At 36.0% G+C, this 17,118-nt stretch carries 17 protein-coding genes and 2 riboswitches; of the genes, 14 read left to right on the top strand and 3 right to left on the bottom strand.

Going from position 1 to position 17,118, the window contains the following annotated elements; genetic code table 11:
- Positions 1-91 precede the first annotated feature (91 nt).
- The 5 genes from GKP30_RS12035 to GKP30_RS12015 all read left to right on the top strand — a co-directional run bounded on the left by GKP30_RS12035 (position 92) and on the right by GKP30_RS12015 (position 4,372).
- Positions 92-1,645, top strand: a complete 1,554-nt coding sequence (locus GKP30_RS12035; protein ID WP_216829699.1) for an ATP-binding protein — start codon at positions 92-94, stop codon at positions 1,643-1,645.
- A gap of 231 nt (positions 1,646-1,876) precedes the next feature.
- Positions 1,877-2,086: a PLDc N-terminal domain-containing protein gene (locus GKP30_RS12030; RefSeq protein WP_216829698.1), complete on the top strand. Its 210-nt coding sequence runs from the start codon at positions 1,877-1,879 to the stop codon at positions 2,084-2,086.
- On the top strand, positions 2,086-2,994 hold the full coding sequence (locus GKP30_RS12025) for an ABC transporter ATP-binding protein (protein ID WP_216829697.1): 909 nt from the start codon (positions 2,086-2,088) through the stop codon (positions 2,992-2,994). The genes GKP30_RS12030 and GKP30_RS12025 overlap by 1 nt, the downstream gene beginning before the upstream one ends.
- Positions 2,991-3,770, top strand: a complete 780-nt coding sequence (locus GKP30_RS12020; protein WP_216829696.1) for an ABC transporter permease — start codon at positions 2,991-2,993, stop codon at positions 3,768-3,770. Before GKP30_RS12025 ends, GKP30_RS12020 begins: the two co-directional genes overlap by 4 nt.
- 167 nt (positions 3,771-3,937) lie before the next feature.
- Positions 3,938-4,372 carry a hypothetical protein gene (locus GKP30_RS12015; protein ID WP_216829695.1) on the top strand — a complete coding sequence of 145 codons (435 nt, stop codon included), beginning with the start codon at positions 3,938-3,940 and terminating at the stop codon, positions 4,370-4,372.
- A gap of 107 nt (positions 4,373-4,479) precedes the next feature.
- Here GKP30_RS12015 and GKP30_RS12010 read toward each other — a convergent pair whose 3' ends face one another.
- From GKP30_RS12010 to GKP30_RS12000, 3 genes are all read right to left on the bottom strand, one after another.
- A complete protein-coding gene (locus tag GKP30_RS12010) occupies positions 4,480-4,986 on the bottom strand; it encodes a sigma-70 family RNA polymerase sigma factor (RefSeq protein ID WP_216829694.1) in 507 nt (168 codons plus the stop codon).
- A gap of 248 nt (positions 4,987-5,234) precedes the next feature.
- Positions 5,235-5,528, bottom strand: coding sequence for a transposase (locus GKP30_RS12005; RefSeq protein ID WP_216829693.1), 294 nt, complete (start codon positions 5,526-5,528; stop codon positions 5,235-5,237).
- Between the two features lie 184 nt (positions 5,529-5,712).
- Positions 5,713-6,975, bottom strand: coding sequence for an L-lactate MFS transporter (locus GKP30_RS12000; RefSeq protein WP_216829692.1), 1,263 nt, complete (start codon positions 6,973-6,975; stop codon positions 5,713-5,715).
- 200 nt (positions 6,976-7,175) lie between these two features.
- Positions 7,176-7,370: riboswitch (cobalamin riboswitch) on the bottom strand.
- Positions 7,371-7,661: 291 nt separating this feature from the next.
- Positions 7,662-7,848, top strand: a riboswitch (cobalamin riboswitch).
- 172 nt (positions 7,849-8,020) lie between these two features.
- Between GKP30_RS12000 and GKP30_RS11995 the strand changes: the two genes are divergently transcribed.
- The 9 genes from GKP30_RS11995 to GKP30_RS11955 all read left to right on the top strand — a co-directional run bounded on the left by GKP30_RS11995 (position 8,021) and on the right by GKP30_RS11955 (position 16,904).
- Positions 8,021-8,623 carry a hypothetical protein gene (locus tag GKP30_RS11995; RefSeq protein WP_216829691.1) on the top strand — a complete coding sequence of 201 codons (603 nt, stop codon included), beginning with the start codon at positions 8,021-8,023 and terminating at the stop codon, positions 8,621-8,623.
- Positions 8,624-8,645: 22 nt separating this feature from the next.
- Positions 8,646-9,281 carry a cobalt transporter CbiM gene (gene cbiM, locus GKP30_RS11990; RefSeq protein WP_216829690.1) on the top strand — a complete coding sequence of 212 codons (636 nt, stop codon included), beginning with the start codon at positions 8,646-8,648 and terminating at the stop codon, positions 9,279-9,281.
- Complete coding sequence (locus GKP30_RS11985; RefSeq protein ID WP_216829689.1) at positions 9,263-10,021, top strand: energy-coupling factor transporter transmembrane component T family protein; 759 nt, start codon at positions 9,263-9,265, stop codon at positions 10,019-10,021. The genes cbiM and GKP30_RS11985 overlap by 19 nt, the downstream gene beginning before the upstream one ends.
- Complete coding sequence (locus tag GKP30_RS11980) at positions 10,021-10,848, top strand: energy-coupling factor ABC transporter ATP-binding protein (protein ID WP_216829688.1); 828 nt, start codon at positions 10,021-10,023, stop codon at positions 10,846-10,848. Before GKP30_RS11985 ends, GKP30_RS11980 begins: the two co-directional genes overlap by 1 nt.
- A gap of 14 nt (positions 10,849-10,862) precedes the next feature.
- The gene (locus tag GKP30_RS11975; RefSeq protein WP_216829687.1) at positions 10,863-11,279 is read left to right on the top strand and encodes a hypothetical protein; all 417 of its coding nucleotides are present in this window, start codon (positions 10,863-10,865) and stop codon (positions 11,277-11,279) included.
- 284 nt (positions 11,280-11,563) lie between these two features.
- The gene (locus GKP30_RS11970; RefSeq protein WP_216829686.1) at positions 11,564-12,259 is read left to right on the top strand and encodes a histidine phosphatase family protein; all 696 of its coding nucleotides are present in this window, start codon (positions 11,564-11,566) and stop codon (positions 12,257-12,259) included.
- A gap of 283 nt (positions 12,260-12,542) precedes the next feature.
- Positions 12,543-13,616 (top strand): Y-family DNA polymerase, encoded by a 1,074-nt coding sequence (locus tag GKP30_RS11965; protein WP_216829685.1) that lies wholly within the window; start codon positions 12,543-12,545, stop codon positions 13,614-13,616.
- 148 nt (positions 13,617-13,764) lie between these two features.
- Positions 13,765-14,979, top strand: coding sequence for a YecA family protein (locus GKP30_RS11960; RefSeq protein ID WP_216829684.1), 1,215 nt, complete (start codon positions 13,765-13,767; stop codon positions 14,977-14,979).
- Positions 14,980-15,230: 251 nt separating this feature from the next.
- Positions 15,231-16,904, top strand: a complete 1,674-nt coding sequence (locus tag GKP30_RS11955; RefSeq protein ID WP_216829683.1) for a ribonuclease J — start codon at positions 15,231-15,233, stop codon at positions 16,902-16,904.
- Positions 16,905-17,118: the final 214 nt, after the last annotated feature.

Here is a 17,118-nt window from a genome sequence, read left to right as displayed (position 1 = left end):
TCATCTGGTTTAAACATAAAATTTACTCTAATAGAGCTTCTTGTTTTATATAAATTTAGTTTAAATTACACCAAAAGGACGGAAATGAATTATGATGAATGAATATTTTGCTCTGGTAAGAAAACGTTGTGCTGAATATGGAATTGATCCGAACCAAATTCCTTCATTCGATAAAGTTTCAACAGAAGAACTAATAGAAATTCAAGAAAAGTATTCGGAAACTTTATCTGTAATAAAGATTTTTATTAGTCAATTTCTTTCTAAGACAAAAGGAATTCCATTATTAGTTACCGTTACAGACGATAAGGGAACATTTATTGAATATATGGGTGATGAAACTTTACAAGATACAATCGTTAAACTTGCTGGGTTGCAAAAAGGTATTCAATTTACTGAAAGAAAAGCAGGAGTCAGTTCGGTACTGGCTGCAATCGAGCTTAAAAAACCAATTCAAATATTAGGAACAGAACATTATCATCATTTTCTTCATAGTGCAGCATGTTACAGCGCACCATTATATGTAAACGACCGATTAATTGGAACTATATCAGTGATGACATTTTTAGATTTTGCTCACCCAATGATCTTAACAACGCTTGAAACTGTCGTTGACTCTATTAAAAGAGAGCTAGATTTGCGTGAAGAAAACCGCTATTTAGATGAGATGAACAAGATGATGTTAGAACATTCCAGTATTGGTTATATCGTCACCGAAGAGAGTGGAAAAATTTTAAATGTAAATTCAAAAGCAAAAGCGATACTATCAGGGACTAAAATAGAACAGCATTACATTCAAGAGATTACACCTTTAAATGAGATTTATAATCGATTTAAGCAAGGTGATATGATACAAAACTATGAGATTATCATCGAAAACTCAAAAAATCTCGTTTGTTTAGTAGATTGTTTCCCTTTTCAAGAAGGTACTTTAATTCAACTTCATGATATAACCGAGTATAAGAAAACAGAAGCTTATATTCAAAATACTGAAAAGTTGACAATAGTAGGACAATTAGCTGCTGGGGTAGCTCATGAAATTAAAAATCCTTTAACAACATTGAAGGGATTTATCCAACTAATGCAGCAAAACTTATACAGCGAAACATATACACCTGTTATGCTGAAAGAGATTGAAAGAATTAATGAAATAACAAATGAATTTTTAGTACTGTCACGACCAACTGTTCTGTCGAAAGAGTTAAATGATATCAAGAAATTATTTGTAGAAATTGAAGTATTATTATCGAGTATTGGGATCTTAAAGAATATAGACTTTGTAAAAAATTTCAAAGACGTGCCGTCCATTTATTGTGATGGCAATCAATTAAAGCAAGTTTTCATTAATATATTTAAAAATAGTGTAGAAGCGTTAGATCATAATGGACAAGTTCATCTTACGGTAGATTTACACAATTCACATCATATTATGATTCGATTTGAAGATCACGGTAAAGGCTTTCCCGATCACATTCTTACTAAATTAGGTCAACCTTTCGTGACAACAAAAGAGAATGGTAACGGGCTCGGCATTATGGTGTGTAAACGAATTATTGAGACCATTCATATGGGCCAATTAAATATGTATAATAAAGCTAACAATACTGGAGCCGTAGTCGAAATTATTTTACCTATTAGTACGGATTAATAGTAGTTTGATAATTTTATTCCAAATGTATATAGTCATCATCACAAGTCTTAATGATTGACAAGACTTTAGTTTGTCAATTCGGCATGATGATGACCTTTATTTTTGGATTTTGTCCCAAGGTCTTTATATTTCCTTTGTATCATTATTTGATGTTTAAAGTAAAATATAGCCAAATACCTCAAATAATAAAAACTCCTTAAAAAACACCTAAAATGGGAGATGATAGAAATGACTGAAATACTTCAAACGATTGAAGAGCATTTCATGCTGATTGCTCCGTTAATTTTTGTTCAAGTTATTTTAATTATTATTGCTTTAATTGACTTAAAGCGCGCTGATGCAACCAATGGACCTAAATGGTTATGGTTACTCATTATTTTAATTATCAATATTATTGGTCCAATTTTGTATTTTGTTATTGGAAGGAGACAACAGTGATGCCCTTTTTTCAGGTTAACAATTTATCAAAATCTTTTCAAAGTGATCATGTCATTAAAGATACCTCATTTTCCTTAGAAGAGGGGCGATGTGTTGCATTACTCGGTCCAAATGGAGCTGGTAAGACGACAATCTTAAAGATGCTTGCTGGCTTATTGAAACCTACAGAAGGAAATATTACATTTGAAGAGTTTGGTACAAATGATGACTTTAGAAATCATATTGGTTATTTATCCCAGTATCCAGTTTTCCATAATTGGATGAGTGGTCAGGAATTTTTGGAATATGCTGGTAAACTATGTCATTTATCGCGAGAAGAAGCAAAGGAACGGACAGCAGAACTCATTGAAATGGTTGGATTATACGATGCAAAAGATCGGCGGATTGGGAAGTATTCAGGAGGTATGAAGCAAAGACTAGGAATTGCTCAAGCGATTATACATCGTCCGAAACTGTTATTGTTGGATGAGCCTGTGTCTGCACTTGATCCTTTTGGAAGACGTGAAGTTCTCGAAATGATTAGACAGCTTAAAGCACACACGACTATTTTATTTTCAACCCATGTCCTTAATGATGCAGAGGAAGTTAGTGAAGATATTATTATTTTGAGTGATGGTGAAATTAAAGTAGCAAATAGTTTATCAGAATTACGAAAGCAGCATCAGGAAGCAGTTATTTTTATACATACTAGTGAAATAGCAAAGCCACATCTACAATATTGGGGACAGTTTGATTTTGTTAAGGAAATGGAGTTTGAGCACGAACAGGCAAAGGTCATTGTGGCGGATTTAAACCAAGCCAAGCGCGTATTTTTGCAAGAAATTGTTACACATGATATTCCCATTACAAGCTTTGAATTAGGTAAAACAACACTTGAAGATTTGTTTGTAAAGGTGGTGAAAGGATGAGGCAGTGGTGGGTGTTATTTACAAAAGAGTTACTAGAAATGTGGCGTAACTTCAAGTGGGTTTGGTTACCGATTGTATTTCTTTTACTTGGCATGACAGATCCATTAACAAGTTATTTTATGCCACAAATACTCGATACTGTCGGGGGTTTACCAGAAGGAGCCGTTATTGAAATGCCTTTACCATCGGGTAATGAAGTACTATTAATGGTCACTTCACAACTAAATATGTTGGGTGTTCTAATTATAGTGTTAGCATTTATGGGAACGATTGCAGGTGAACGAAAAAGTGGAGTTACTGGGATGGTGTTAGTGAAACCTGTTCCGTTTGGATCTTATGTGACGGCTAAATGGGTGGCGTTACTGTTAATCGGCGTTATTTCCTTATTTGTAGGGTATCTCGCTGGTTGGTATTACGGTTCGATTTTATTTGATCCCATTCCATTTACTCTGTTTATCCAAAGCTACTTGCTACTTGCTGGCTGGTACATATTTATCTTAACGCTGACGATTTTTTTCAATTCTATATTCCGCATTCCAGGCTTAGTCGCTTTTGTTACACTTGCGACTGTAATAGTTCTTTCTATTATTACTAACACGTTTGAAAGATGGATGACTTGGAGCCCAGCACAGCTTACTGGCAATGTCGGTTCTTTATTAATGGAAGGGAGGCTTCTCCCTGATTTTGGATTGACCGTGATTGTGACATTGATATTACTAGCAGTATTGATCTACAGTTCGATCAGAATATTACGCTCGAAAGAACTAGCAGAATAAAGTGGCTTATTCTATTTGGAGCTGTTCTCCTTTAAGTGGAAGAAACTTGTAGGAGCGCAGCTTTTTTTATATACAATAATAAAATAGTCCTTAAATTTAAATGATGTTTACGTATGTCATGGTTTCCTAAGTACATAAAAACAAATAGAGACAGGAGCTAACTTATATTGAAACTACTGAGTACTATATTATTTGTTATTATCCTAACTACTTTAACAGGCTGTGACTCCACACAAGAAGAAACGATGGATTTATTGAACGAAAAAATTTCAAGTATTGAAATCTCAAAGTCCATAAGAACAGGAGAAATAAATCACGATGTTTTAAAGACTTTAAAAGACCAACAATCTATTAATAGGATTGAGAAAGCGATTCGTACAGCTATCACACAACCTTCACATATTAATATAAATGAAACCACACCTGATTTTGATATGATCGTAAACTATGCAGAAGGTTACCCAAGTCACCCTATCCACATATGGTTGGGGGAAGAGGGGACAGAAAGTACACTCACTTACATATTTGGTGAAAAACAAACTTACGTTACCACAGTAAAATCAACTAATGAGTTGAGAGAAATTCTTTTGTCATTCAAATAAATTAGAATAAATAAATGCCAACACTTCAGGATAAGTGTTGGCTGTTAATATTTATATTCTCTTTATACGCAGTCAATCCTTATACTTATAAGTGAAATTTACTTTTACTAATTTAGTAAACTTTCCCTTTTCAAACGGGTTTTTAATACTTTGAGAGCTCCTTTCTTCCAACTCCTTACTGTATGCACACTTACCTTGTAATCTCTTGCAATATCCGCGGTCGCTTTTCCAACCATTATAGCTTCTTTTACCCAGATTTGTTGCCTCTCTGTAAGCCCTTCTAAATACGGAGCTAAAAGTTCCCTCTCTAGTGGGGTAGCTACATTTTGATCGGTAATTTGATGAAAATCTTCCTCGGTAATATGATGTCTTGTTGCATACGTTTTTTCTTTATAGAGTTGGGTGAGCAGTTTTCCCCGGACAGTATTCATGGCAAAAGTCGCAAACGTTCCTTTTTGGGGGTCAAAACGTTCATAAGCCTCCCATAATGCAATTAGTCCAATTTGATAATAGTCTTCATAATCTTTAAAAACATTAAGTTGCTTCAATTGTTTCTTAACAATTGGAGCATATTGTTCAACCACTTCATCGGCTGTTAGCTTAAAAGTATACAAAAAATTCTCCACTAGAAAACGCGTTTTCTCAAATATTCCGCCGGTACTTTAAATTTAATAGACTAGCGTCAAAGAGTCATATAGTGAAAATTGATGTTTCCTTAGGAGAAAAAAGTTAAATAATCATTAGGAAAATAAAAAATCGTCGGTGAAATGTGAAGAATGGTACTTATTTTAATTAAATTTTGTTGACGACCTATGTTTTTATTAAGCTAGCTTAGGTCACCACACATTTACAAACACCGCTCTCACATATCAAAATCTTTAATAGCATTTAACGCAATGATATATAAAGAATAAAACGCTAAATAAGCGCCAGTGATTAAAAAGAGCGGGTTAAGGAATAGGGCGTGAATATTTGTCATAAATACGGTATTGTCCCTTAATACCGTATAGATTGCATAGGATGCTATGTTTCCAAATGTCAACAGTGCGATTAATGCCAGTGAATGAAATACAATTCGAAGCTTTTTCCATTTTTTCTGAAGAATTATCATAAATCCTGGTACAAAAATACTTCCTACTAATATAAGAATTTTCATATAGCATCACCTCATATTTCATTCTGCACGAAACAAGATAGAAATAAACAAAATGACCTTGCGTGATAAAAAATTAAAACTATCAATTTTGTTCAACTGATGCGTACCAGAAAATAAAGTTGGTTACTCACACAAATAGCTGACCCAAATAGCGTGATTAAGCTATTGGGCCAGCTATTAATGATTAACCGACACTTTGTTCCTGTTGCTGTTGGTGTTGGTTGCGTAGTTTAACAATATCATTACGAAGGAAAAAAGAGATAAGAAAAGCTAACATAATCATACCAAGAAAAACGTAAAATACGGGAATATAACTGCCAGTTGCAGCTCTAATATTGGATACAATCAACGGTCCGATGATCCCACCGAGAGACCAGGTCGTTAGAAGGTAGCCATGAATTGCCCCGAGCTCTTTCGTACCGAACAAGTCGCCAATAAAAGCAGGGAGATTAGAGAAACCGCCACCGTAACAGCTGACTACTAATAAAATAAGTAACTGGAATAGTAGAGCATTTGTTGTAAATGGTAAAGTAGCAAAAGCGATCATTTGAATGATAAAAAAGGCTAAAAAAACGTTATGACGTCCAAGATAGTCTGAAGCTGCCGCCCAACCTAATCGACCACCACCGTTAAAGATACCCATAATCCCTACCATAGTAGCTGCTGCGGCAGCGGATAATCCTACGACATCTTGTGCCATCGGTGAGGCAACCGAAATCATCATAATACCAGCACTAACATTGATAAGCATCATCGACCATAACATCCAGAAATGTTTCGTTTTTACTGCTTGTTTTGCCGTAAGTTGACGTAAGTCTTTTTTTATCAAATTCTGGCCACTTGAAATGGCCTTAACCATACTTTTTGGTACCCAACCTGGCTTTGGTGGTTCAATGTATGAGGCACCCAACATCATTAATAGGAAATACGTTGCTCCTAAAATATAAAATGTGTTAGTAATTGTAATAGACTCTATTAAAACAGCTGCAACTGGAGCTGTTGCTAAAGCACCGGTACCAAATCCAAGAACAGCCATACCCGTTGCTAATCCTCGGCGGTCGGGGAACCACTTAACGAGTGTCGAAACAGGTGAGATATAGCCGATCCCTAACCCTAAACCACTTAATAATCCATATGTAAGCAGGAACAAAATTGAAGAATCAAGAGCAACTGCAAGACCTGATCCAGCTTGGCCCATACCAAATAAAACAGCCGCAACAATAGCCGATTTTCTAGGGCCATTTCTTTCAACAAAACTTCCAAATAACGCTGCAGACATTCCAGCAAGTGCCATCATAATAGTAAAAGCTAATGTAACGTTCGTTTCAGACCAACCGACTGTTTCTGTCAATGGTCTTTTGTAGACACTATAAGCATAAGCAGCGCCAATTGAAAGGTGTATTGCAATGGCTGAAACAGCCATTAACCATCTATTTTTATTTTTCATATATATCCTCCTAAAGTAAAAAATTAATTCGAACCTCAACCCTCCTTTTTGTTTAACTATAAAACGAAAAAACTCTCCTTAAGAAGGAGAGTTGAACTTGGACAACACAAATGGTGAATTTTAAAAATGGTCTTTACAAAAATGAAATGTAATAACCGTTTTTTAGCTGTGTTTCCCAAATTCTCCATCCCCGAAGAAATGTGGTTTTGTACAAAAAGGCAGGTTTCCTGACTCGTGTTTTCTTCTACTTTGACCCTTCCCACATCGGTGGCTTTATACCATTCAATGCAGTGGAATATGTCATTTCGTCTACACTAACAGTTGCGGGGGCAGCTCTGGACTTTCACCAGATTCCCTTTTAACCAAAAATCGGCACCTTTAAGACTGATTATTTAGTGAATTATGACTATTAAAACATTAGTTTCTCAATTTTGTCAAATCTTTGTCTATTATCAATATTTAAAACTTGTTTTAATATTTTAAAGTGTAAAAGATGTTAGTATTTAGTAGTCTATGTAATTAATGTATGTATGTGAGATTTTCTGTCATAAAAATTTTAAGCTGAAAAGCCTGTTGCTTCAATAATCTATATAAAAACTGTGAAGCAATATACGGAAAAAACGTATGTAAACCATTGACAATTATCGACAGAAGCTGTTTAATAGGTTTTGTTATTAATATATTCATAATAATTAGTTCAGTTAGGTGTCTAATTAAGACTTAATAGGGAATTTGGTGAGAATCCAAAACTGTCCCCGCAACTGTAAATGTGGACGAAATGATGAAAACCACTGTATCAGCTTTACTGATATGGGAAGGATCAGAGTAGGACGAAGCATAAGTCAGGAGACCTGCCTATCTGAACATTGTTCAAACCTTCGGGGCGTAGGGATTGATCGACGCAAATGTGTTATGTTCTGTTACATTTATTCATTTGTGCCGTTTTTTTCACTAATGCGCTCAATTTGAGAGTGCTTTTTTTTTTAGTCCTATGGTTTATCTGAACTTATTATGAAATAAGAAAACTAGTTTAGGAGGAAGAGAAATGAAAAAATTATACACAGGAGTTTTAAGTTGTTTAGTTGCTGGTAGCTTAGTAGCTTGTAATACAGAGGAGGTAGCGGAAATCGCCAATCCTGATGAATTACAAGCTGAAGAAGTTGGAGAAGAAGAAGTCGAGATAGAAGAGGGAGAAAATACGGAAGAAAACAAAGATGAAGAAGAAGACGGAATTGACCATCATCATGAATTGCCATATGAATGGGCTGGTAGCTATGATCTTGAGGCTGGTACTTATACCCTGAATTTTAATAAAAACGAACATGGAGATGAAAGTATTCTAATCGGCTATGTATTAGAGGATAGTAATATCAAAGACCTCGAACATCACATGGCTCACGTAATGGATGATGGTGGTGAGGAGATAACGAGTGAAAATTTTACAGCGACAAGCGAATACGCATACATACTTTCATTGAACCCTAACGGTGAAACGACATATACTTTTACAATTGAAGTACCTGGAACATACCGTATATTTACTGAGCATCATGCAGAAGAATTTCTACTACAAGTTCTAATCGAAACTGGAGAAGAAGTGGTTGCTCAAAATCCAACTGATTACGAAGGACATAATCACGATCATTAATAAAGAAAGTTGGTGATTCCACATGCATCTTTCAGATGGAGTCCTTAACCTACCAGTTGTAGCTGTAACAACGGCTGCAGCTGGTGGCCTTTTATTTTATTCAATTAAAAGTATTACTCAAGAAGAAATTCCTAAAATCAGTTTAATGACCGCTACGTTTTTTGTCCTTTCGTTAATAAGTATACCGATTGGACCAAGCTCGGTACATCCGCTCCTTTGTGGGTTACTCGGAATTATCCTCGGGAGAAGAAGTGCTATAGCCATTTTTATTAGTTTACTTTTACAAGCACTGCTTTTTCAGCATGGTGGATTAACTACGTTGGGAGCTAATACACTTCTTGTTGCTCTGCCAGCGATAGTTTGTTCTTTTATATTTTACCATTATAAAAAGAACCGTTCTGCTAATCTAGCAGTAGTTGCTAGTGTTATCGGCATGTTTGGGATTGTACTTACTATTTTACTGCTCTCAAGTATTCTGTTTTTGACAAGTTCGTATTATACAGAAGGAACCTTTTCTGTTGTCCGTATATTACTAGTGGGACATATACCCTTACTATTGATAGAGGGTATACTTACTGGGTTTATCGTAAAAATATTACTACAAGTTCGGCCAGAGCTTATTAAAGGTAGGGAAGTAGAATGGGTTCTTCATTCATAGAGGAAATAAAGCGTTTTGAACCAACTGTTACAAAACAATCGTGGGGCAGAAAGTGGGAGCCAAGAACAAAAACAGTAACGTGTCTGATTTCAACGTTTATTGTTATTTCACTAGAAGAGCCTTTACTATTATTTTTTACGTTCTTTATGCTACTTTTTGCGATACTTACAATGGGAATCGGTTTGAAGTATGTCTTTTCAAAATTATTAATTCTTATTCCTTTTTTGACTTTAATGAGTGTGCCTATCCTATTTGCACAAGGGTTTAACATAGATTCCGATCGTTTACTTTTTGTTATTCAATTAAATTTGAAAGCATTATCATCAGTGTTATTAATGATCATCATGCTTCTTACTCAACCAATGGCTCAATTTTTAAATGGAGTTGCAAATATGCGACTTCCTTCAGCGATAGTAGCGATTTTAATTATGTCGCTTCATTATACGAGAATTCTCTATATTACTCTATTATCGTATCAAAAAGCACTTATTTCTCGTCTGTTTAAGCCGTCGTCTTTTCATAAACAATCTTTAAAAGTATACAGTGGTGTCATGGCAGGTCTCGTTCTGCGATCTTATATTCAGTCAGAACGTGCATCTCAAGCTATGGTTGCAAGAGGATTTGATGGGACAATTCCAACTTCGGCACCTAAACCGATTTCAAAATACGATGTATTTTTATCGACCATTTTCACTAGTTTTATGATCCTACTAATTATTATTGAAAAGTGGTGGTTCTAATGAGTACAATTGAGATTAAAAATATTAATTACACATACTCCGATCAAACGATCGCTCTATCTAATGTTACATGTTCCCTGACCAGCAAGAAAATAGCATTATTAGGCCAAAACGGAAGTGGTAAATCAACTTTACTTCAACACTTAAACGGCTTGCTTTTACCTCAAACAGGTGAAATAGAGCTCTTTGGACAATATTTAACAAAAAAAACGATTCGTTCGATTCGAAGTAAAGTAGGATTTGTGTTTGATAGTCCTGATACACAGTTATTTGCCCCGACTGTTTTTGAAGATATTGCCTTCGGACCGAGAAATAAAGGCCTAGATGAACAAGACGTAATAAATGTTGTAGGAAATGCCCTTAACCTGCTTGGGATTGAACATCTTCGACACAAAGCACCCTACAATTTAAGTTTAGGTCAAAAGAAAAAAGTAGCGATAGCTGGTGTATTAGCTATGAAGCCAGAAATCATAATTTTTGATGAACCTTTTTCTGGATTAGATCCTGTTGCCCTAGAAGAGTTTCTTTCATTACTAGACTATTTAACGGATACTAGTCACACTATTATTTTATCAACTCACGATGTTGACATTGCTTATGGTTGGGCATTGGAATGTTTAATTATGCAAAACGGAAAGATGATTAGGCAAGGCACGACCTCGCTATTAGAAGATGAGCAGTTAATGAAAGAAGCAAAGCTGGCAAACCCAAGATTATATACACTATTTAAAGAAACACCCTACCGACCAAAGACAAATGAAGAAGCTAGGCTGCTCATTTCAGCACAATTTACAGAAAAAATGAATGATCTAGTCATTCTTTCGTAACTGAAGGGGGCCCTATGAGAAAACATTTTGCTCAGTTTGTAATGATAATTCTTATTTTGATAATATTCGCTATTCCTGTACACGCGCATAAAATGCTCATTGATCCTATTGAAGAAGGAAAAATTCAAGTAGTTTATGAGGATGGGAGCCATTCTAATCGAACAATCGTGTATGCGTATGACGATGAAGGAAATGAAGTGGCTAATGGTTCTTTAGACGAGAACGGGTATTTTTATTATGAGCCTAACGAAGCGACGTTTTTTGTTGCTGATGACGGAATTGGTCATCGAACAGAATGGAGAGTTGGAGAAGAAATCCTGGTAAAATCAGACCCTCATCGCTGGATTACTGTTGGAATTGTTGTAGCTATTTTTATTTCGATAGCCGTTTTCTTTTCCTATCGATCTAAAAGGAAAGCAGCTAGAGCTTAGATCGAAAATCATCTTTTAGATGTCCCAAATAAAATCTATTTAAATAACTTCTTACAAATTAGCATTCCTTTTAAGGGGTGCTTTTTTACGTTAATGCACATCGAAAGTATTAAGCTCAATGAAAGAAAAATGGCTATAACACAGAATATATAAGTGAGCTATACAAAAACTAGTAACTGCTATCAAATTGCTACACCTAGCGACATATAACGACTTTACGATAACCATCCTAGGGTATCTGTCATACAATGTCTTAAAGCTAAACTTCGTAGGAAGGAGTTACTATGAAAGTGACTTATGAAAATTCTCCTGTTCGATCAATTACGGCCTTACAGAGGTTAGCCTTCAAAACATCCACTCAACAAAACATATCCTCGACTATACAGTTAGCTTCCAAACATAAACCATTTACTATCTACTCAGAACAATCTTTTTCAAGAGAACGTCAGTTGTTGAACTTACTACAAGAAGGCGGATTTAACTTTTATGTAAGACATGCTGAAGCTACTATCGGAGTTGACCAACCTTTTTTAAGTTTTTATGACTGTAATACTCAAAGAAACCTCTCGAATGTAGGCCGTCAACAAGCAATCGCTTATGGAGAAACAACTCGCAGTTTAGATATTCCAATAGATTATCCAATCATATCTAGTCCCTTCTGTAGAACAAGGGAAACTGCGGCATTAGCTTTCGAACAAGAGAATAAAGAAATCGATCCTTTCTGGGCGGAAGTTTATCAATTAGCTGATCCTTTGCCTCCGACTGAACGAGTAAGAATAATAAACTTAGTTACCTCTGCTCTAGAATTGGCGCCTTCACCTGGTACAAATAAAGTTATAATCGGTCACAACTTTCCAGAAAGTGTTGGATTAGGGAGAATACCTAATATGGGAACCGTAGTTATATGGCCACGTGGAAGAGGCCTAGGGTATGATGTTATCGCTAAGTTATCGTTACGTGATTTCCAGAGCTTATTATAGAAACGCTCCATTACTGTTTTGCCCAACTGTTCAAATCCACTTGAACAGACAGTGAATGGATTGAATTTTTCCAAGTTGTCGCTTAAATCGATTTGCAATTATTATTAATTAAAACTTCATGGTTTTCCTGGAGTTTTTTTTTGGCTTATTCTCAAGGGTTATTGCTCTTTGTTTTCACTATATAAGCACATCCTGATGCTCAATCATTAGACTACTTTGTTTAGAAGTCATATAATATTGTTAGACATGTCTTCATTTTTTAATTGAAAGGAAGGGGAGAAACATGCCTGGCAACAAGACAATTGCATTAATAGATATGAATGCGTTTTATGCTAGTTGCCATCAAGCAGAGGACCCTTCATTACGAAATAAACCATTAATAGTTGGCGGTAGTCCGACGAACAAATATAAAGGAATGGTTATTGCAGCTAGTTATGAAGCAAAAAATAAAGGCGTTTATACAACGATGTCGATCTATGAGGCGTTAAAGAAAGTACCTGAAGCAGTAGTTGTCCAGCGAAATCATCCATTGTATTCTTCCTACTCTAGAAAAATTATGGATTTCTTACGGTTAATAGGGCCAACCGAAGTTGCATCAGTTGATGAAGCGTATGTGGATCTAACAGAAAGGGTAAATAAAGGCACATCTCCTAAAGAGATCGCAATGTACATTCAGAAAACATTGTGGGAGAAACTACATTTAGGGTGTAGCATCGGGATCAGTGATACGAAGTGTACAGCTAAAATGGCAGCAGATGTAAGAAAACCGTTCGGATATGTTCATTTAGAACGCCTGCAATTTTGCAGTTATTTTCATCCGCAAAAACTTAGCAAACTCCATGGTTGTGGAAAAAAGACAGAAGAGAAGCTTAATAAATTCGGAATATATACTATTGGGGATCTTGCACAAACAGATCCGATCCAAATAAAGCTCATACTAGGTTTAAGGGGAGAAGTACTGCGGAATAACGCACTAGGGATTGGCTCCGACTTAATTGATGCTGATCGTGAGAAAGGTGATAAAACGATCGGAAAAGAAAAAACATTTTCGCAACCGACAACAGACCCAGAGCAACTTCTGACAATTGCCCGGCAGATGATTGACATTCTGTGTCAACGATTACAAGAAAAACAGTTAAGAGCAAGTACAATTTCAGTTGTTTACAAAACTGAACGTGGTGGAGCCAGTCACTCAAAAAGTATCACCCTAAATGAAACAACATCTGACCACGAAAAAGTGTACTCAGTAGTAGAAAACTTGTTTGAGCGTCATCTTATGGATATACCTCTATGGTTATTTGGAGTTCGCTTAAGCAATTTCGAAACGGCAAACTATGTACAACTAAAGCTCTTTTAATAATTCCAGCCGACTTTATGGGGAATTATTTTTTAGTTAGCCTTATTTTCGAGCAACTGCTTAATATTGTACATTATGTTAAAATAAGAAGGTAGCTTAAAAGAATACATAATTGTCATCAAAGCATTATTAAAACAGAGGAGATTGGATGGAAAGAATGGATATTAATTTGAAAGATGTTGTACTACCCGTTCTTGAGAACGAAATACCTGATCAAGAGCAACAAAAACGCGAACAAAAACTATGGAAAAAAACAAACTTACCCTGTAAACTGTTAGACACTCTTAATAGCTTAACTAAAAATGAACTTGATCCTATTCGGAAAAATCTCGAAGTAAAAAATGCAAGTTCATTGAAAAAGGGCGAACTAGCAACACTTCTAGCTGAAGTCGTTCCTTCGTTATTTAAAGAACAACTGTATATGTTAGATCAAGAAAAATATGATTTAATGAAAACGATCATAAACAATGGAGGCTATATTAGTCATCCTGGTCTATCACTCGAAAAAATTGAAACTCTGAAAGCGCAAAGTCTCGTCTTTCCTGGTCTTCAAGAAAAACAGAAAGTTTTATTTATTCCAGTTGAGTTAGCAGACCTTTTTAATAATATAGATGGAGATGAGCTTGAACGTGTCATTCGTCGAAATACAGAATGGGTGAAACTCACTCAAGGGATGCTTTATTACTATGGAGTGTTGAGTGAAGCTGCACTAATTGATACTATACAGCGGCTTACTGGACAAGACATAGATCCAACTGAATATCAACGAATTATTTCTTTTGCGAGTGACTATTATGGCCAAGTTCATGCTTCGGCTCACGGGTACCACGATCATCGTGTACTTGATGCGCAGAAACTAATTGATGCCCAAAATGATTTAAAAGTCGATTATTTTGAATTTACAAAAGGACAACTTTTAAGGTCTAGTGGGGCAGCTTTTGTTCAAAAAAATTCTGCATTAAATGACTTGATCAATCTACTAGTCGAACATTCAGAAATATCGGTTGAGAGCGATAAACTAGCAGCCCAAATCGTTTATATGATCAATACGGAAGTACAACCAGCAATTATCATTGAATACTTACAAAGTAAGGTAGATCTTCCCGTAAAGATTGTTCAAGTCTTACAAGACCTACTTAAGGAAGTTAAAAATCAAACACGTCTATGGTCATTAAAAGGGTATACACCAAATGAATTGATGCTTCCTGAAGAAAAAAGCGGAAAGCCTATTCCACCACTAACTTTCCCTTCAGTACAAACGGCTCAAAAGGAAATCAATATCAAAAACTTTAAGAAAATTGGCCGTAATGCTCCGTGCATATGCGGAAGCGGAAAAAAATATAAAAAGTGCTGTATGAAGTAAGGTAAGCTCCAGCTTGAGATATAAATATTAATTAACTCTAAACAAACATTCATTAACTTACCAACAACCAACAAGGCATAGAACACATTTCTATGCCTTGTTTTTATTTTGATCTTTCTTAAAGACCGATGCTTTTTGATATTGGACCGTTTTATTACATATTTCAGCCTATAAATTGAATGAACCCTTCTGATAAACACAATTGAACTGGGTATACTACCAGTAATATGTATGATTAGGGGGTATAAAAGTTGAGCAGCACTGAAACTGCATTATCTATTTTTGCATTAGGCGGAATGAATGAGATCGGAAAAAATATGTATGTCGTTCAGTATGAAGATGACATGGTGGTGATTGATTGCGGTAACAAATTCCCTGATGAAAGTTTATTAGGAATAGACTTAATCATACCTGACATTTCCTATTTAGAAGAAAATAAAGACAAAGTCCGAGCTCTAATCGTAACGCATGGACACGAAGACCATATTGGCGGGATCCCATTTTTCCTGAAAAAATTAAATGTCCCTGTGTACGGAACTCGCTTTACGCTTGGATTGATCGAGTTAAAGTTAAAAGAGCATAAAATCCTTAGGGAAACTGATTTACATGAAATTAATGCTAATTCTAAGTTGAACTTTGGAGAGATGAATCTTGAATTTTTCAAAGTAACTCACAGCATTCCAGACTGCTTAGGGATTCTCTTCCGTACACCTGAAGGAAATGTTGTACATACTGGAGATTTTAAATTTGATTTAACTCCTGCAAGCAACGAACATTCAGACATTCATAAAATGGCTGAAATTGGAAAAGAAGGCGTACTTCTTTTATTATCGGAAAGCACGAATGCCGAACGTCCTGGAGCAACCCCATCTGAGCAAATGGTCGGTTCACACGTCACAGATGCTTTTATGAAAGCTGACGGAAAAATTATTCTATCAACCTTTGCCTCAAATGTTAGCCGCCTTCAACAAACGATTGATGCAGCCAAAAAAACCAATCGTAAGCTTGCTTTACTCGGACGGAGCATGGTAAATGTTGTTGAAGTAGCAATGGAACGAGGATACCTAAATATACCAGATGGAATGTTAATAGATCCAAAACAAATTAATGATTTACCACCAGAAAGAGTAGCAATTCTTTGTACAGGAAGTCAAGGCGAGCAAATGGCTGCCTTATCTCGTTTGTCAACAGGTGATTTCCGAGGTGTCGACATTTTAGCTGGTGATACAGTTATTTTAGCTGCTGGCCCGATTCCAGGGAATGAAAAAGCGGTAACCAAAATTGTCGACAACTTATATGCACTCGGAGCGAACGTCATATATGGTCCAGGCAGCTCTTCAGGAATGCATGTTTCTGGTCACGGATACCAAGAAGATTTAAAATTAATGTTAACTCTAATGAAACCAAAATACCTTGTCCCTGTTCACGGAGAATATCGGATGTTACACCACCATCGATTATTAGCTGAGTCAGTTGGTGTTGAAGAAGGAAATACTTTTATTTTAAAAAATGGCGATGTCGTTGATATAAAAGACGGCGTAGCCAATCACACTCGCAAGATTCCAACAGGAAATACGTATGTTGATGGGATCGGTGTCGGAGATGTTGGTGAAATCGTTCTACGCGATAGGAGGCAACTATCAGAGGATGGTATGCTTGTCGTTGTTCTAACAATGAGTAAAACAGATAAGAAACTTATTTCTGGTCCCGACACAATTTCTCGTGGATTCGTGTTCGTAAAAAATTCCGAAGATCTTATAAAGGATGTTAATGCGCTAATAAAAAGAACAATAAACAACTTGGATGAAGCCGAATCAAAAGAATGGGGCGTTATCAAAAAACACATCAAAAAAGCTGTCGGACAATATTTATTCAACCAAACGAAGAAAAAACCAATGATCTTGCCAATTATTATTGAGGTGTAACACGGTTAGGGATTACATTTAGTCGCTGTGGTGCCGAAAAACGGAGCACTCCGTCACTATTGAGACCGATTTGTTCCCGTCCCATGTTAAAAATGAAGCGCACGGGCACCATAGAGCTCGTTTAGTTCCCGAGCCTGGCTCAAAACGAAGGACACGGGCACCATAGAGCTCGTTTAGTTCCCTTGCCTTGCTCAAAACGAAGGACACGGGCACC

It is taken from the genome of Alkalihalobacterium elongatum, assembly GCF_019024285.1.
Classification (GTDB): domain Bacteria; phylum Bacillota; class Bacilli; order Bacillales; family Bacillaceae_F; genus Alkalihalobacterium; species Alkalihalobacterium elongatum.
The sequence above is the reverse complement of the archived record's forward strand: the minus strand, read 5'-3'. Positions and strand labels throughout refer to the sequence as shown.

Excerpts from the sequence above, each read along its gene's own strand:
- GKP30_RS12035 (WP_216829699.1), top strand. The coding sequence starts at position 92 with ATGATGAATGAATATTTTGCTCTGGTAAGAAAACGTTGTGCTGAATAT.
- GKP30_RS12030 (WP_216829698.1), top strand. The coding sequence starts at position 1,877 with ATGACTGAAATACTTCAAACGATTGAAGAGCATTTCATGCTGATTGCT.
- GKP30_RS12025 (WP_216829697.1), top strand. The coding sequence starts at position 2,086 with ATGCCCTTTTTTCAGGTTAACAATTTATCAAAATCTTTTCAAAGTGAT.
- GKP30_RS12020 (WP_216829696.1), top strand. The coding sequence starts at position 2,991 with ATGAGGCAGTGGTGGGTGTTATTTACAAAAGAGTTACTAGAAATGTGG.
- GKP30_RS12005 (WP_216829693.1), bottom strand. The coding sequence starts at position 5,528 with ATGAAAATTCTTATATTAGTAGGAAGTATTTTTGTACCAGGATTTATG.
- GKP30_RS12000 (WP_216829692.1), bottom strand. The coding sequence starts at position 6,975 with ATGAAAAATAAAAATAGATGGTTAATGGCTGTTTCAGCCATTGCAATA.
- GKP30_RS11995 (WP_216829691.1), top strand. The coding sequence starts at position 8,021 with ATGAAAAAATTATACACAGGAGTTTTAAGTTGTTTAGTTGCTGGTAGC.
- cbiM (WP_216829690.1), top strand. The coding sequence starts at position 8,646 with ATGCATCTTTCAGATGGAGTCCTTAACCTACCAGTTGTAGCTGTAACA.
- GKP30_RS11985 (WP_216829689.1), top strand. The coding sequence starts at position 9,263 with ATGGGTTCTTCATTCATAGAGGAAATAAAGCGTTTTGAACCAACTGTT.
- GKP30_RS11980 (WP_216829688.1), top strand. The coding sequence starts at position 10,021 with ATGAGTACAATTGAGATTAAAAATATTAATTACACATACTCCGATCAA.
- GKP30_RS11975 (WP_216829687.1), top strand. The coding sequence starts at position 10,863 with ATGAGAAAACATTTTGCTCAGTTTGTAATGATAATTCTTATTTTGATA.
- GKP30_RS11970 (WP_216829686.1), top strand. The coding sequence starts at position 11,564 with ATGAAAGTGACTTATGAAAATTCTCCTGTTCGATCAATTACGGCCTTA.
- GKP30_RS11965 (WP_216829685.1), top strand. The coding sequence starts at position 12,543 with ATGCCTGGCAACAAGACAATTGCATTAATAGATATGAATGCGTTTTAT.
- GKP30_RS11960 (WP_216829684.1), top strand. The coding sequence starts at position 13,765 with ATGGAAAGAATGGATATTAATTTGAAAGATGTTGTACTACCCGTTCTT.